We start from the raw sequence: 16,993 nt of genomic DNA on the forward strand, positions 1-16,993 counted from the left end.
GTTTTTTTATTAGCGGCCTTATTGAGCGTTAATGTCGCAACATGGGATAAGTAAAGAACAGCAGATGAAGCATATTGAGCGCCACATGGAATAAAACGGCAACCCATAACCTGCCACTCCACATCCATGCCAGACCGTAGATTAGCCCAGCCAGGCTGGCAAACACGACCAGCAGGATCCCCCCCGCGATATGCATCAAACCAAACAACAGCGCAGCGAGCGCCAGGGCAAGGAAAGGCGATATCCATCCCGCCAGCCGCTGTTGCAGATACCCCCGGAACAGCGCCTCCTCCGCCAGAGAGACAAAGAACACATTGGCAAAGGCAAACTGAATAAGCCACTGTGGCAGGTGTCTCTCCGGTTTTAATCCACCGAAATAAACCGCCAGCCATAACAGCGCAGGGACCGCCAGTGCCAGTCCCAGCCACTGCCAGCGCAGCGCCTGCCGAGGAGGCTGCAAGACAAATAACGACCGCATCACTACCAACAGTACGAAGGGAGTCAACGCCTTATCGAAGTTGTAATACATCGTGAAGGGCACACTTTGCGGTCCGGCAATGACCTGATCGAGGACTTTGACATTATGAAAGCCGGGGATCTGATGGGTCATCAGGGCGATCGCGGCGATGAGCATAAGTACCTCTGCGCCATATCGCACCAGTTTGTTCTCACCAAAACGGAATGACGTCAGTGCCACCAACAACAATCCAGCGAGAAAAAGCCATGCTTGCCAGTCCAGAACGTGGGTGTATGTCGCCAGAATCACCGTGATAAGCAAAATACCTAAAGCGAACTTTTTATGCGTTTCCAAAAACAGAAGCGCTATTGCCAGCAGTATCCACATCGGCTGTCCTTAGTCTGATTAAGAGTGGTATGTATAAAATTAATGTGGAGAAAAAGAGAAATCTCTTCCCCGCTTCTGAGACGGAAATCTCACTGATGACAAAAAGTATATAAGGATATTCCTAATAGTGTGAAATTACCCTTTTGAGGTACTTTCGCATTGACAACTGGTGTGACATCTTACCAGCACCCTGTAAATTGTCGTGAAAGGTGATGAAGATGAACGCCAGAACCTATTACATCCTTATATCCACAGACAGCGATGATGATCACAGGTTAACCAGAAATATCTGCCCGTCCCCTACCGGGCAAAAACATGGGATACCGCTGTCTCTTCCTGAACAAAAAACGCTATCCTTGGCAAATACGGCGAGGAATTTCCACGATTCCACCCGGTTGCTTTTCACTTTTGGTCAGCACCGAGAAGCCTGGACTTTCAGTTCATAACCGGGACAATAAGTATGCATAAATCAACTTTCTATTATCTGGATAATCAGATTCTGCACAGCAAAGAATGTCCTTATGTTCATAAAGGTATCAGCCTATTCCTCGGTTCTGCATACAGCAACGCACAGGCGATGTCGATTGCAAAGCAACGTAGCAAAAATGTACGTTACTGCAAAGAGTGCTGTACCCGCGACTGGCTCCGAAGCCTTGATGTTGAAGCAAAGTAACCCGTAAATCGCAGCCTGGCGTTACCCTGTCCCACGGAGTGACGGATAAGGAACCCCAGTTTTCTTGCCGAAATGGACTATTTAAACCTGCCCCAGGTTATTTCATTGCCATGATAAAACCCTGAAATATTTATTTGAATCCCCCTAATTGACCTGAGAAATTTCCAAAACAACACCGGTAAGAAATCTTATTTTTAATAGAAAAATATTCAATATAATTATCGAATAAACATCGTTAATGTAAACCCTCATATTAATGACCACAAACTTATCAGCAGAAAAACAGCCCCCTTTGCCTTACATTGAATTCACACAAATTTCGCCCTGGAAAATAAGGAAAAAACCATGAGTCTCGACACCACTGAAAAAGTGACGGCGGTGAGCCTGAGTCGCTGGCGTAAAACGGACACCGTCTGGCTGTTAAGTTTATACGGCACTGCGATTGGTGCTGGCGTGCTATTTTTACCAATCAATGCAGGTCTTGGCGGCCTGATACCCTTGATCCTGATGGCATTGATCGCCTTCCCAATGACTTTTTACGCGCATCGTGGTATGACGCGCTTTGTTCTCTCTGGTAACAAACCCGGCGCAAATATCACGGAAGTGGTGCAGGAACATTTTGGTCCTCGCGCAGGCAAAATTATCGCACTGCTCTACTTTTTCGCCATTTATCCCATTTTGTTTATGTATAGCGTCGCCATCACTAACACCGTTGAAAGCCTGCTGGTTAATCAACTGGGGGTGACTGCGCCTCCCCGCGCATTATTGGCATTGTTGTTAATCCTCGGCATGATGACCATCGTCCAGTTTGGACAGAATATTATGGTTAAGGCGATGAGCACCCTGGTCGATCCGTTCGTGTTGTCTCTGCTGCTGATGGCAATGTATTTGATCCCTCACTGGAATGGCGCCGCACTGGAAACCTTGTCATTCGAATCTTCTGGCAGCGTCATGACTTACCTCTGGCTGGCCATCCCGGTAATGGTGTTCTCATTTAACCACTCCCCCATCATTTCCTCATTTGCCGTGGCGAAGCGCGCAGAATATGGCGAAGAAGCCGAGCAAAAATGTTCCCGCATCCTGGCTTAAGCGCACATCAGGATGGTTGTCACGGTGATGCTTTTTTGTTTTCAGCTGCGTGTTGAGCCTGCAACCAGAAAATCTGGCCGAAGCGAAAGCACAGAACATCTCAATCCTTTCCTATCTGGCTAACCACGTCTCTCTGCCATTTGTCGTCTGGATGGGGCCGATCATTGCCATCGTCGCGATTACTAAATCCTTCTTTGGTCATTACCTTGGTGCTACTGAGTGCTTCAACGCGCAGCTTAACATCAACAGCCAAAAATTCGGCTGGGTGACATCACTGTTTATGTTGATCACCACCTGGCCCGTCGCCACACTGAATCCGAGCATCTTTGGCATGATTGAAACTCTGGGTGGCCCGGTCATCGCCATGCTGCTGTTTTTACTGCCAATGTATGCCATCCGCAAAATCCCGGCGATGCACAAATATCGCGGCGCGTTAAACAATGTTTTTGCCACGGTTATTGGTCTGGTGGCACTGACAGGTAAAGGTAATCGCATGATCTCGATTCTTGATATGTTAAAATAGGCATTGGCCCTTCCAGCTCCCACACCATTTGGTCGATGGCAGCGGCAAAACGCTTTGTGACACAGTTGCAACAGGATGGGCAACTTACCGCAGCGACCCATATTGATGTACATCTTTATGGTTCACTGGCACTGACGGGGAAAGGCCATCAAACTGATAACGCTGTTATTTTGGAGCTGGCGGGTTTCTCCCCGGATAATGTTGATATTGATGCTATCCCGGTATTTCTGACGCAACTGACGAAGACTGGAAAATTACCGCTGGCTGAAACAGCGCACTCGATTTCTTTTACGGCACAGGACAATATCCAATTCCACGCTGGCGTGTTCGATGGCCGCTGCAGCACTGCCCGCAGTATGGGGTGGCAGTGCGCAGCAAGTTTGCATTGCAGCAGAGATTGCAATGGAACATAACCTCGGATTGACCTGTGATCCTCTGGCGGGCCAGGTTCAGGTTTCCTACATTGAGCGAAATGCTATTGCCGCCGTTAAAGCAGTCAATGCCGCCAGGATGACATTGCGCCGTAGTTCTGCACCGAGTGTCAGTCTGGAAAAGGTGATCGCGGCAATGTATCAGACAGGCAAAGATATGCATGCGAACTACCGTGAAACGTCACAAGGTGGGCTGGCCGTCGCGGTAGATGTTAAGGACGCTGAAAGGGTGACGCTGGACCGTTGGTGGTAATAATTTCATCTAACATTCTCTATCGGCGCGATAAATGAAGTGAACCCCTTAACCCTGACAGTTATAACAATCGGTGCGTTGGGTCTTAACGACTTGCAAATGATTGTTATTATCATTAGGTTATTCTCCCACATATTCGCCGCTTTTAACGATCGGGTCACCGATCACCAACGAATGTCATCAAAGGGATGGGGGATGAACATCAAATGAATCAGAGCTTATACAGGAAAGGAATTCAGGGAATCTCAGCGTTAACTTTTGTGTTTGTCTGTGCCGGAAATTGCTATGCCAGACCAGATATGACACCATTAGGCCCTAACATTGCTGACAAAGGATCCACCTTTTACCACTTCTCCACCCGCACATTTGATTCCGCTGACGGTAAACGCCATTACAAAGTATGGACAGGCGTGCCGGATAAGCACTCTCCCAAAGCAGGTTTTCCCATTCTCTATATGCTCGATGGCAATGCCGTGATGGACAGGCTTTCTGATTCCTTCCTGAAAAAATTATCAGAAGGGTCGCCACCGGTATTGGTCGTTATTGGCTATCAGACGACGCTGCCTTTTGATCTACAAGCCCGAACGTATGATTATACACCAACGCATTTTATCAGCAGGTGGGACCGGCATGGACGATCAGTCGGGGGCAGCACCGCTTTTCGTCATCTCGTCGAAGAGACGATTGCCCCTGCCAGTGAAAAAAATCTGAAGATTAATCCTGCGCAACGCGGGCTGTGGGGGCATTCGTATGGCGGGTTATTTGTGCTGGATTCCTGGTTATCTTCGAATTTCTTCCGTTCATATTACACGGCCAGCCCCTCGCTGGATCGTGTTAACAACGAGATGCTCGCGCAAATCACCGCTACATCTGGGGAGGCGTTCAGTCATAAGAGGCTGGATATAATGGAAGGCGACGACGATGAAAAAAGACCGCAGGCCAGTGCCGCGCCAGACAGACTGCGGGCCTTGCGTCAGGCAGTAGAGACACTGCGCAGCAATGGCGTTGCAGCAACCTATTCGCTGTTCCCAGGACTGCCACATGGCGCGATGTTCACGGCGTCATTCCAGGCAACACTTTTGCAGATGTCTGAAGAGAAGTAAGTCTGAGCTGGTGGCGCGAACCTCCCGGTTCGCGCGATAACAATGTTAGAGATCACCGCCCTTCAAACGGTAACCCATCATAATCAAGTCGCCTTTTATTGCCGTCCATGACCTGGATAACCTGTGGTGTCTGATAACAATCACTGAGTGGCAAACTGCAACGACGCTTCTCGTGATGTGTGACACCCAACCAGTCACTGAGCAACCAATAGTTATTACTGGTTGAATATTTATCTGGAAACACCGTCCCACGGGTATTAGAGGCATCGACTGTGCGGCTGTACCAGATAAACATCTGGATATCAAAAGATTGTTTGGTCGGATTGCTGATATCATGATGGTAATAATTCGCGTATTTTTGCGGGTCGCGTACCAGCCCGTGATCAGAAAATAGATTAATGAAGGCCGCGTACCGGCAAGTAATGAAAACAGACGCCCCAGTTGCTTATCCGTATAAGCAATCGCGTTCAGATAACAATTGTCGTAAACATCGACTGTGAAGGGAATGGTTTCACTGCGCGGAAAGCGCTCACAGACAGGTCCATGGCTGCCGTAAAAATGCAGCACGATCAGTTTTTCCCCCGGCTCAGGAATCACCTGCGCCAGTTCATTCACCAGACTACTATCAAACCCTATCGTTTCGTTCCATTTATGGTGCCCGGCGCGTTTTGCCATCGCTGTGATTAAGCTATTACTCTGCCCGACACCACCCTGATTGCTGAACCAATAGGTATCGAGTTTTAAATCGTTGGTTAATGAGATCACATTGTCAGCCCATGCAGTCAAAGGTACGTCATCGGCATGATGCACTTTTGCCAGAGAGGCCGGTACGGAAAGAATGGTTAGCGGCGCAGGGGCAATGGCCTGATTAAACAGCAGCATACTGCCATGCTGCGCACCAATAAATGGCGTGGTGGGGTAGTCGGAACCATAGATCCCATGATCTTTCCTGCGCGCAGACTCGCCAATCACAATCACATAATTATCGATACCTTTATCTTGCCAACTGTAGTCATAAGTGTTTTTCGCCTGCATGACGATGTCGGTCAACTTCGCATCGTTGTAGGCACGTACGATGGGGGAAAAATTATATAACGGCGAATTGACCAATAATCGTTCTGAGATCAGGAAATCCTCGGATCGGGTCTTACCGGATACTGTATACAAAAAAATCGAGATGCCTGTGTAGAGCAATAATATGATGCCAGACAGTACAAGTTTTCTCTCAGTAACACGCCGGGACAAATAATAAGAGAGCGACACATAAAGCAAGAAAATTATGGCAAACCAGAAAACGTAGCGATAGTTATAGTACAGCATATCAATACTTTCTTTCTGGCTGGTATTAATGAACGTTGTGGCCATCACCGTCGAAAAAGCGGTGTCGAACTCGAAATGGAAATATAATGATGTCACTAGCGAGAGTGATAAAACAAAACATAACGCCAGCGAAAGTAAAACTGTTGATTTCCGCTTGAAAAACCAGGCAGAAATCAGGAAAAGAAGTACGGTCGTCAAATAAACTTTTATCACTGTCCCTGACTTCTGATTAAGTACAAACAGTGCCGGACATAAGGCCAGCAACCCGCCCCAAAAAACCTGTATTTTTTTCACTCTATCTACCTGTAGAAAAATACCTCCCCTGCCTATGCGGGTTATTCCCGTTTTAAAGCTTGATGAAGGATGTTTTATAGCAATTTTAGTATGTTGTAACTATATAAGAGTCCCATAATCATGGTTAAACCAAACAGAATCCCCATGATGCAATTATCGCCCAAAAGATCAGAAAACCGAAGAACACCAGCCGCCAGGGATTGCTACAGAATTTGCTATACGCTGTTGTAAAGACATCAACACGTATCCATTTTAAATTTTTGCGTTGTTTGGAGTGACCCCGAGCCCGTAGACAAATCTGCCCTATAGTTGGAGTGACCCCGAGCCCGTAGACAAATCTGCCCTATAGTTTGAGCATAGGAGGAGTCTATGGGCACACCACGTTTTACCCCTGAGTTTAAAGAAGAAGCCGTCCGCCAGATCACCGAGCGGGGCTATTCCGTCGCCGAGGTTTCAGAACGTCTCGGCGTATCGGCACACAGCCTTTATAAATGGGTTCGTTCAGTAAAACTGGATAACAGCGGGCATCAGGCGCAGGATTTGCTCGACGCGAGAACGGAAATCCTGAAGCTGAAAGCGCAGCTTAAACGCACCGAGGAAGAACGGGATATTCTGAAAAAGGCAGCGCGGTACTTTGCAAGGGAGCCCGACTGAAGTACCGCTTCATTAACGATCACCGTGAAATCTGGTCGATCGTAGCAATGTGTCGGGTTCTGAAGGTTGCCCGTGCAGGATTTTACGTCTGGCTTCATCGTCCTGTTACAGCCGGAGAAAAGGATAATCAGCGGCTGCTGGAGTTAATCCGCGACTCTTATGCACTGAGCGGCGGTGTATACGGTTACCGCAGAGTTCACGGCGATCTTCGTGAAATCGGAGAAGTCTGCAGCAGAAATCGCGTGGCCAGGATCATGAAACAGAACAGGATACAGGCCGTACACGGCTATAAAATCCCCCGGGGCGTCAGGGGAAGACCTTCGCTGATAGCACCTAACCGCGTACAGCGGGAGTTCACGGTCGTGAAACCCAATCAGGTCTGGGTAACGGACATCACCTATATCCGCACCTGGCAGGGCTGGCTCTATCTGGCCGTGGTCATCGACCTCTTTGCCCGCAATGTGGTGGGCTGGTCGATGAAACCGACACTGTCGCGCGAGCTTGCGCTGGATGCGCTGCTGATGGCCGTGTGGCGGCGCAAGCCTGCGGGCAGCGTTATTGTGCACAGTGACCAGGGCAGTCAGTACGGCAGCGATGACTGGCAGCGGTTCTGCCGGGCCCATAACCTGTCGCCGAGTATGAGCCGTCGCGGCAACTGCCGGGATAATGCGGTGGCAGAATCGTTCTTCAGCTCGCTGAAAAAGGAGCGTATAAGAAAGCGGATATACAAAACCCGGGACATGGCCCGGGCGGATATCTTCGATTACATTGAAATGTTCTACAACCGGACCCGGCGGCACAGCCATCTGGGTGGCGTCAGTCCGGAGGCCTTCGAAAAGGCCTCGTCGTGAGGACAGAAACTGTCTACCGGTGCGGGGTCACTCCAGTTATCGCGCCGTTTCCGGAACCTACTTTATCTTAACCCCTTTTACCCCCGTCAATACCTGTTTGATTGCGGCTTCAATCTGCTCCACCGCATCTTTAGGTAAGCGTACAAATTCATAACTGATAGCGCGCTTTTCCGCATTCACTTTACGACGGGCCTGTATATTACGATCGTCAAAATCTGCCAGCTTTTCCGTTACCAAAGCTTTTGCTTTAGGCGGCACCAGGCTGCGCTTAGCCGCACGGAAATGGCCAAGGATCTGATTTTTCTGCTCATCCGCACTATTAACCTGCTGCGGATGCTCACCGATAAGCTTGCGTACTTGTTCCGCCACGTCACCGATCGCTACGCTTTCTGCTCTGGCATTGTCAGTCACATCCAGCAGTAGCTGATAGTCTGGTAAAGTCAGTTCCGACACCACCGGGAACAATGCAATCAGCTCTGCCGGAACTGAAGCGGCCTGAAAGGCGCGCGTCACTTTAGCGTTGGAGATCCCTTCCACTTTAGCGATGTCGCTTTTGCTCATGCCGTTCTGATTCATCAGGGTAAAGCGCAAACCCAGCTCACGCAGGTTATGCTCTTTTGCAGTCTGAATGTCGGCTGCCAACTGGCGGGCATCGCTGATATCCAGCTCGTCGTTGGTAACCAGCACTTCAAGGCTGGCACCAGCGAACAGGCAAGCGGCACGGCGGCGGGAACCATCCATGATCTCAACACGATTATCTTTCTGCCGACCAATTGCCGGGAAGAATTGTTGCAAGCCAATGGTACGCGTAATATCCCGCACCGACTCCTCAGTCAGCGTTGCCTGATCGCGCCCGTTGATCCGGGTATCAACATAGGTGCGAGATGCAATGTCGCCATGGGGGATTAGCTGTCGGGTAAAGGTGGCGCTCTTGCCCGATTTCAAGGTGAAGGTGCGCGACGCGTTGTTGCTGTCAATAAAGTTGGCTATAGCCGTCTGGCCCATGGTGCGGCCAATACGTTGAACGGGTTTATGCATACTCACAGCGTACTCCTGATGTATTCAATGCGATCGAAAACAGCACGGGAGAACTGTTCCGCTTCATACTTGGCCTTTCTCAGCGCATCGGCACTGCCCGGATAGGAGAGCGGGTTGGCGCTGATCACCGTGTCAAACGACTCGCCACAACGCTCGAAACCGTCGAGGCGCGGCAGTGACGCATCGAGCATTGATTTGGTAAATACTTCGCGCGCATAACTTTGCGACGTGAGATGGTCATGCTTGGTGGTCATCTTCGACATAAAACCAATATTTGCTTTCAGACGTGGCTCAACGCCCTCTTTCTCAATCCGCTCCAGCATTTCCGGCAGACGAGTGAGATACTTCATCGTGGAGTGGAAATCGACCTGCGCCGGTGGCGTCGGTGTCAGCAGAATGTCGCTGGCAGCGATGGCGTTCAACATGAAGGAGTCCAGATGTGGCCCGGTATCTACAAAGATAAAATCGTAGTCGTCTGCCAGACGGTCAATCACATTGCGGCGCAGCACCTCCGAGGGCGCAACACCCGGCAGATATTGCTGCACCAGCGCATCCCAGTCACTGGCAACGAAACCGTCATCGATCGATGCGGGCATCACATCCACACCTGGCATCACCGTCGGCTGAATAAACTCACTGCGTAACTGGTCACGTCCGAGGTCATTGAGCATCGCCTGGGCAGCCGTTTCCGCCTTCGAACCGATGCTGTCTTTATGGCTTAAAAACATGGTGCTGGATGCCTGCGGGTCGAGATCGATCACGAGAATGCGTAAATCGTTATGCAGCATAGCCGGATGAGCTCGCATACCGTGCGCCAGTGTCACGGTGCTGACCGTTTTGGAGACACCACCTTTGAGGTTAACCACAAATACCACAAACGGGCCTTTATGTTTATCACGGTATTTAGGGACATTGCGATGCTGGTAGATATCAATCACATTTTGCAGCGTCAACGCATATTGCGCGGTGCTGCCGGTCTGCTTTTTGCCGAACTCGTATCCTGCCTCTTCCATATCACCGATGGCTGCGACCACCGAATGTTTACTTAATAGCGGGAAGTTCGCTACCGCGTTACGTGACCAGGTCTGGTAATACCCGGTCTGGTTGAATTCAGCCCGTTGCTTTTCAATATGATTGCTCAGTCCCTGCAATAAACTGTGCGCTCGCTTGGCTGTCTCCAGCACATCGCCATAGTCACGTTTCATAACATCCTCATATGTAATGATTTTTGGCATGATACACAAAAAGCTTCCGCCTGCCAATTTTTCAGGAAAACACATTAAAACTGGAATTCCTCTCAAGGATTTGATTTATCTTATCTGATTGATATTTTTGTGATAAAGCGGCTGACAGCCTTGTAACTGCCTGAGGAAAACGTTAAAAATACTGTAACTCACACTTTGTGATTAACGGGGATGGTATGCCACAGCCGATAAGTTGCGCGATAACAGTGCCTTCAACAATCGCCTCGCCCACATGAAAAAAAATCTACGATATCAATTTACTTGCCACATTTGTGGCATTAACCATAGTATCAACTGCCGGCTTCATATTCTTATCATGCCATCAAAGATTAGCACTGATTGGTGACCCACCATAACGCCAAAAACACATCATCGCCCGACATGGTTGAGAGACTGCTGAGACATATTCACCTGAAGGATTAGAGAGACCACTAGGTATGAGACATCGCTGACAAGCTGGAAGAATACGATATCGCGCTGGAGAAAAATAAATTACGTAAGATCCTTCAGAGGGTCAGGTGCTTTCCCGATGCGTTATAGTTGGAAAAAATTCAACAGGGTTGGCACTCCATGGCCGACAGTGCCGGAATAACATCGATTAAATCCCTTAGCTCAAACCACAAACAAGCCCTCGCGAATGCCTTTGTGAATAACATGCACTCACGTTTCCCACTCGCGTGTTTCAATTTGGCCTGATGCCCATCTTCATCATTCTTTCAGACACGATGTTGAGCCAGGCGAAACTTCCTTTTAAAGTCGATGCTTCGTTACAAGGCGGTTTTGCAAATCATTAAGGAAATTCAGCCCGCGCTGGAAGATAAGAACCTGACCAACGCTTCAGCACTACTTGACGCGTTATCTCAAAATGAAACCATCAAGAAATGTGACGTCAAAAATTTGTTTAAAGCCATAAAAGAAACTCGTTTATGCGAGTCGGTCACCCTCAAAGCAATAGATTTGGATTAGTTTCGCATTAAAGCCAATACGCCCATTGCTCATTTGCAAAGCTGGTATGACGCGACCAACGTTGAGTTTGCTCACATCGAAGTTAATCAGGAGAGGCTGGAAAGATGCAAATTGACCTCAAGATTACGGGACAATATTCAGGTGGAACAGGTGATGCGTTTTATTAAAGGGAGATGCCAACAGACCTCAGTTGTTGAGACGTGCGGTAAACGAGTCGATTAGTCAGCTCAGTGCCAACCGGAACGCCTTCAGATGAAGTTGGTCGTTGAGGTGCACGATTCTGTTATACACAATGCTCAATATTGTAAGCTTCCTACCGAAGCAAAGTTTGTTTTAATATTAATTGACCTTTTCGCCAGAAGTATTAATGAAGTGCTCATTCGCCGGGCTTTATTGAATGCGGAGAAATATTCCAGTTTTATATGCTGAGATACACGGTATTAATTGCAATCTCGATTGAATATGAGGCTGAATTGGCTGCATACCGGATGGCGGAGAAGGCAGTTAAAAGAGAAAAGGCGAATGGGAAAAGCAGAAGTTTCGTTATGCGTGCCGTTGAGGTTTGCAGTAAAATAAATAACCCCGAAATTCCCCCTCATAAGATCTCTTTTTATTCGCTACTTGATAATGACCCCGTGAAATAACCTCCCGTTGCATACCATCCTCGCTGCCTATAAAAAATCTATGGTAAGCACGGCAATCGCAACATCACCCTGCAACAATAAACGGGTGCGAAAAAAAGACTCAGCCCCCTCATTCTTTACCATCAACGAATTTGACCTTGATTACATGAAAACGCAAATCCATAAAATAGGGCGCATAACCTCATTTGATAACGATTCGAATTGATATTACACGATACATTGCGCTACTCGACGGTCATATTGCGAAAGGTGTTACCAAGCATCGCAAGGCGTGTAACACAGATGCCAATCAGTGGAAATGGCATCTGTGTTACGGAGTTTTCAGGCTGAAAATTGCACTATTTTTTGTTATTTATCATATTGTTACTCATTAAAAGTTACGGAGAAAACCGCGTCGCGATGCCTCGCAATGCGCGTCATCCCTGTACAAACGCCGGTGGCTGGAATGCGGTTACCGCAGGCAGCGGCTCATCCCAACTCTCAATTTCTACCCAGCAGCTCTGCGCGCTACATCCCTGCCCTAATCTTGAACTGCCACGATCTTCCGTCAGCACGTTCGGATTTCCATGTTTGTCGAGTGAGTCCGGCTGGTGGGGATCTTGCGGGTCATACCAGGCCCCCGTCGACATCTGCACCACACCGGGACGGATATCTTCGCTCAAATGGACACCTGCCAGAATGGCACCGCGTGAATTGAACACCCTCACCACGCTGCCCTCGTGAATATTACGCACCGCCGCATCCTCCGGGTGTAACCACAATGGTTCCCGATCCTGAATCTTGGTTTTGCGGCTGACACTACCGTGGTCATACTGGCTGTGCAGACGAGTTCGTGGCTGACTGGAAAGCAGGTGCAACGGCCAACGCGTCGCCGTTTCGCGTTGTAACTGCGCTTCCGGCTCGTACCAGAACGGATGACCCGGACACTCATCATAGCCAAAATCCGCTACCGTCTGGGAGAACAGCTCGATTTTCCCCGAGGGGGTCGGCAACGGTGCTTGCTCAGGATTGTCACGAAAGGCTTGCAGCAAAATCTGCGGTTGGTCCGGCCGCTCATACTCCAGCATGCCCTGCGCCCAGAAATCATCAAAAGCAGGTAGCTCGATTCCGTCAGCCAGTGCGCGCGGCCGGGAGGCGTCGTAAATAAAGCGGATCCACGCCTCGGCATCACGTCCTTCGCTGAAACTGTCGCCAAAGCCCAGTTTTTCCGCCAGTGCATTAAAGATGGCGTAATCGCTCCGTGCCTCACCCTGCTCAGCAATCTGCTGACGCATGGCAATCATATAACCATCATTACTGGAGCTGCCAATATCATTACGCTCCAGTGAGGTCGTTGCCGGGAAGACAATATCAGCGAACTTCGCCTGCGCAGTCCAGTACTGCTCGTGGACCACCACCGTATCCGGTTGCCGCCAAGCTTCCACCAGCCGGTTCAGATCTTGATGATGGTGGAATGCATTGCCACCCGCCCAGTACACCATACGGATGTCGGGATAAGTACATTCTTTACCATCAAACTGATAAGCCCCACCAGGATTAAGCAACATATCGGAAAGCCGCGCCACCGGGATAACACTCTGGACGGGATTGGTTCCAGCCGGAAAACGTGGACCGGAGAAAGTGCGGCGTACTGAACCCGCCAAGTTGGTACTGGCATAGGCGAAACCTAGGCCACCGCCCGGTGTACCAATCTGACCGATCATAGATGCTAACGCCACGGTGGCCCAAAATGTCTGTTCACCCTGGAACGCACGCTGGAGCGACCAGGCGATATTTATCATGGTGCGCTTTGCCGCCATCATACGTGCCATCTCGCGGATTTTATGCGCATCAATGCCGGTGATCTGCGCCGCCCAAGTCGGGTCTTTCGCTTTACCGTCTTTGTCGCCCATCAGGTAGTCGCGATACTGTGCAAAACCCACGGTGTGACTGGCAATAAAACCCGCATCATACAGGGACTCATCAATCAGCACATAACTCAACGCCAGCAGCAGTGCGGTATCACTGCCGGGTTGTAATGACAACCACTCCGCGTTAGTGACACCTGACAGGTCATTTTTCACTGGGCTGACGTTAATGAAATGAGTGCCGTTACGCTGCATCTCTCCCAGCCAGTGTTTCAGCGAATGATCGTTCGCCGCACCGCCGTTAACCTGGGAATTACGCAGCGGCAGGCCACCAAATGCAACAAACAGTTCGCAGTGTTCCGCCAGGGAAGACCAATGCGTGTGCTGTTTTTGCAATACATCTAATTCCCCAATGATATGGGGCAGTAATCGCTCGGCAGCCGCTAGGCTGTAAGTATTGGTGCTGTCGGTATATCCGCCTAACTGATTAAAAAAGCGATGTAACTGACTTTGCGCATGATGAAAGCGTCCGGCGCTTGACCAGCCATAAGATCCTGCATAAAACGCCTGATTGCCATGTTTTTGTTTTACTCGCGTGAGTTCATCGGCTACCAGCGCAAGGGCTGTTTCCCAACTGACTTCGACAAAAGGTTCTTTGCCACGTCCATGACGCGCATCGCGCCCCTGTTGCAGATATCCCAAACGAACGGCAGGGCGACGGATACGGCTCGGACCATCGACTGTGCCGACCAGAGACTGGCCTATTGCCGAGGGATTACGATCCCACTCGACCGGGTCTATGCCAGTCAATGCGCCTTCGGAGGTTGATACGCGATAGGTGCCCCAGTGCATTACTGCAAGGTTATGATGTGTTGTCATGTTGTGATAAATCAGTGTGTGCGATGTGAGAAGGAATAAGATGAAAATACCGTATCACAAACCCTCTCCTTTCGGGAGTGCATGCGCTAATCGATTTTATTTCATAAGGTTATGCTCAACGGTGTGATGGCAACCGTGTCACAAGTGATGCCTAGAACAGATTGGACTAATTACAAAAAGTCTGAGGGACGATTTATCTCACTGCATAACATCATACCCGGTGCGCTATATTAGGAAACATTGGGATTTGACCCGTAACAAAGTCGCGCTCAGTTTTTTAGCGTAAACAACGTGTTCTGACGAACATAAGATACGATCTTATTAAGATAATATTTTAACATATTAACTTCTTATTATATTGTATGATAATTAATATCTTAATAAGATTTTATAAAAATAAAATAACAACTCAATCGTCACGTATGCTGTTCAGCTTCTCAGGGCATTTTATGCTATGGCACCATATTGGTTCAGTACGTTAACTAATCTCTGAAATTGTCGTTTCTGCTACTTTGCTCCGAATGCTTATTTCAACAGTCACTCTACAGCTTTCATGCTGCAGAGGATTTGAAGGTGATACGTAAAAGGTTATCTTGTTAAGAAGTTAAGATAACAACTCGTTAGTTAAGTGGGTGCTATTCTTATTGGTGGCAACACCAAGCTATTATCTGATTAAGATAATATGATATTTTTTTAATGGCATACCGGATATCACAATCAAGCCAGCATACGACACGTAATGGAAGAGAAAATACGGGGTCGGAATAGCGATGGTTGTAGTAGCCCCCATTTAAACCGGACACGTCACCGTTAAGACATAGGCATAGAGCTATGTTTAAGGAGTGTCCTGTGCAAAGAATCGAAGTGATCACTGGCGAGCAAAAGCGTCGCCGTTATACTCCCGAGGAGAAAGCCCGTTTTGTTGCCCTTGCTATGCAGCCCGGCTACACCGTCTCACTCGTTGCCCGGCAATATGGCATCACACCCAGTCTTCTTTTTAAGTGGAAACGACTCATGAACGACGGTGGAAAATCGGCGATTGCTGCCGGCGACGAGGTTGTCAGCGTCTCTGAAGTCAAAGCGCTGGAGAAAAAGGTAAAACAGCTTGAGCAAATGCTGGGCTGCAAGACGATGGAAGCCGAAATCCTGCGGGATGCACTTGAGATAGCACAGGCAAAAAAGTTGATATCGCGCATGCCATTGCTGCCACAGGACGATACCCCGCTCATCCGGATAGCGGAAGTGCTTCGGGTGTCGCGCTCAAATCTGTATGAGCGGTTGCAGGGGGCACGTCAGCTCCGGGTGTCCGTTACAGTAAAGAAGATGATGCCCGCCTGTTGCCGCTCATTCGTCAGATATGTAGTCAGCGGGCAACGAACGGCTATCGCCGCGTGACAGCACGCCTGAACCGGACCCTTCGGGAACAAAACTGGCGTGTAAATCCCAAACGGATCTACCGGATAATGCAGGCAAACAACCTGTTGCTGGCAAAATCAGGTCATAAAAACCCGGTACGTCACCATACCGGCAGCATAATAACGCTTAAACCCGATACACGCTGGTGCTCAGATGGCTTCGAAATCCGTTGCCGGAACCGGGAAGTGGTGCGGGTAGTGTTCAGCCTGGACTGCTGTGACCGTGAGATCATCAGTTGGTCGGCTACCACAGCCGGAATAAACGGCATCATGGTGCAGGATCTGCTGACAGAGAGTCTGGAAAAACGCTTTGGCAATACGCTGTTGCTTCCTCACCCGGTTGAGTGGCTGACCGACAACGGCAGTTGTTATATAGCAGACTCAACGAGGTTGTTCGCGGGTTCACTGGGCTTCATTGTGTGCACGACACCGTTGCGTAGCCCGGAAAGTAATGGGATAGCAGAGTCGTTCGTAAAAACGTTCAAGAGGGACTACGTGTACATAAATGAGTTACCGGATGCCGTTACCGTAATGGAAAAACTGTCGGAATGGATGGAAGACTATAACGACTGGCATCCCCACAAAGGGTTGAGAATGCAGTCTCCGAGAGAATACAGACGTTCGCTGTCAGCTATAAACTAACTGTGTCCGTTTTAGCGGGGGCAACTCCAATCGTGCACAATAACGCAGAATAAAATGAGGGAGCAACACCAAAGCTTCACCTTAACCTAAAGCATAACAAGAGATATCGCGCGCTTAAAATCAGGTCATTCAGGGTTGAAAGTGATAAGTAAAAAGAGGGTTTTCGGCATCAGGAAACGCCCTAGTTATTCGATACATCTGATACACATTCATCTTACCACGAATCATTGTAATCGCATGTCTCTCAAAAATATGACCGAAAAAACCTTAATAAGATATTATC

General features: G+C 48.9%; 8 protein-coding genes and 4 pseudogenes. 7 read left to right on the forward strand and 5 right to left on the reverse strand.

The window, feature by feature from the left end; all coding sequences use genetic code 11:
- Positions 1-28: 28 nt before the first annotated feature.
- Positions 29-844: a CPBP family intramembrane glutamic endopeptidase gene (locus tag AC6I8R_RS26745; protein ID WP_497833401.1), complete on the reverse strand. Its 816-nt coding sequence runs from the start codon at positions 842-844 to the stop codon at positions 29-31.
- A gap of 460 nt (positions 845-1,304) precedes the next feature.
- On the opposite strand from AC6I8R_RS26745, the gene AC6I8R_RS26750 reads away from it, so the two are divergent.
- The 5 genes and pseudogenes from AC6I8R_RS26750 (at position 1,305) to AC6I8R_RS26770 (ending at position 4,916) form a co-directional block, all read left to right on the forward strand.
- Positions 1,305-1,517, forward strand: a complete 213-nt coding sequence (locus tag AC6I8R_RS26750) for a hypothetical protein (protein WP_497833402.1) — start codon at positions 1,305-1,307, stop codon at positions 1,515-1,517.
- A 345-nt stretch (positions 1,518-1,862) separates the two neighbouring features.
- Positions 1,863-2,836 (forward strand): annotated as a pseudogene (locus AC6I8R_RS26755) (aromatic amino acid transport family protein); the annotation flags it as partial.
- Positions 2,837-2,874: 38 nt separating this feature from the next.
- Positions 2,875-3,084 (forward strand): annotated as a pseudogene (locus tag AC6I8R_RS26760) (HAAAP family serine/threonine permease); the annotation flags it as partial.
- A gap of 15 nt (positions 3,085-3,099) precedes the next feature.
- Positions 3,100-3,813: pseudogene (locus AC6I8R_RS26765) on the forward strand (L-serine ammonia-lyase, iron-sulfur-dependent, subunit alpha).
- Positions 3,814-4,019: 206 nt separating this feature from the next.
- Positions 4,020-4,916, forward strand: coding sequence for an alpha/beta hydrolase (locus AC6I8R_RS26770; protein ID WP_244634081.1), 897 nt, complete (start codon positions 4,020-4,022; stop codon positions 4,914-4,916).
- A gap of 45 nt (positions 4,917-4,961) precedes the next feature.
- Here the strand turns inward: AC6I8R_RS26770 and AC6I8R_RS26775 are convergent, their stop codons facing one another.
- Entirely contained in the window at positions 4,962-6,530 is a 1,569-nt protein-coding gene (locus AC6I8R_RS26775) for a sulfatase-like hydrolase/transferase (RefSeq protein ID WP_497833403.1), read from the reverse strand.
- 369 nt (positions 6,531-6,899) lie between these two features.
- Here AC6I8R_RS26775 and AC6I8R_RS26780 point away from each other — a divergent pair.
- Positions 6,900-8,035 (forward strand): IS3 family transposase gene (locus AC6I8R_RS26780; protein WP_497833404.1). Its coding sequence is split into 2 segments (ribosomal slippage): positions 6,900-7,146 and positions 7,146-8,035, totalling 1,137 coding nucleotides; the frame shifts between segments, so codons are not numbered across the junction.
- A gap of 57 nt (positions 8,036-8,092) precedes the next feature.
- On the opposite strand, the gene AC6I8R_RS26785 is transcribed toward AC6I8R_RS26780, so the two are convergent.
- The 3 genes from AC6I8R_RS26785 to AC6I8R_RS26795 all read right to left on the reverse strand — a co-directional run bounded on the left by AC6I8R_RS26785 (position 8,093) and on the right by AC6I8R_RS26795 (position 14,653).
- A complete protein-coding gene (locus AC6I8R_RS26785; protein WP_208726705.1) occupies positions 8,093-9,073 on the reverse strand; it encodes a ParB family protein in 981 nt (326 codons plus the stop codon).
- Positions 9,074-9,075: 2 nt separating this feature from the next.
- Positions 9,076-10,278, reverse strand: coding sequence for an AAA family ATPase (locus tag AC6I8R_RS26790; protein ID WP_036627117.1), 1,203 nt, complete (start codon positions 10,276-10,278; stop codon positions 9,076-9,078).
- A 2,065-nt stretch (positions 10,279-12,343) separates the two neighbouring features.
- Positions 12,344-14,653, reverse strand: coding sequence for a molybdopterin-dependent oxidoreductase (locus AC6I8R_RS26795; protein WP_497833405.1), 2,310 nt, complete (start codon positions 14,651-14,653; stop codon positions 12,344-12,346).
- An 849-nt stretch (positions 14,654-15,502) separates the two neighbouring features.
- On the opposite strand from AC6I8R_RS26795, the pseudogene AC6I8R_RS26800 reads away from it, so the two are divergent.
- Positions 15,503-16,710: pseudogene (locus AC6I8R_RS26800) on the forward strand (IS3 family transposase).
- Positions 16,711-16,993 lie beyond the last annotated feature (283 nt).

This window comes from Pantoea sp. X-Soil-OKNW-713 (assembly GCF_059730685.1).

Bases quoted from the DNA above. Each gene is read 5' to 3' on its own strand.
- AC6I8R_RS26795 (WP_497833405.1), bottom strand. From the start codon at position 14,653: ATGACAACACATCATAACCTTGCAGTAATGCACTGGGGCACCTATCGC.
- AC6I8R_RS26745 (WP_497833401.1), bottom strand. From the start codon at position 844: ATGTGGATACTGCTGGCAATAGCGCTTCTGTTTTTGGAAACGCATAAA.
- AC6I8R_RS26790 (WP_036627117.1), bottom strand. From the start codon at position 10,278: ATGAAACGTGACTATGGCGATGTGCTGGAGACAGCCAAGCGAGCGCAC.
- AC6I8R_RS26750 (WP_497833402.1), top strand. From the start codon at position 1,305: ATGCATAAATCAACTTTCTATTATCTGGATAATCAGATTCTGCACAGC.
- AC6I8R_RS26785 (WP_208726705.1), bottom strand. From the start codon at position 9,073: ATGCATAAACCCGTTCAACGTATTGGCCGCACCATGGGCCAGACGGCT.
- AC6I8R_RS26770 (WP_244634081.1), top strand. From the start codon at position 4,020: ATGAATCAGAGCTTATACAGGAAAGGAATTCAGGGAATCTCAGCGTTA.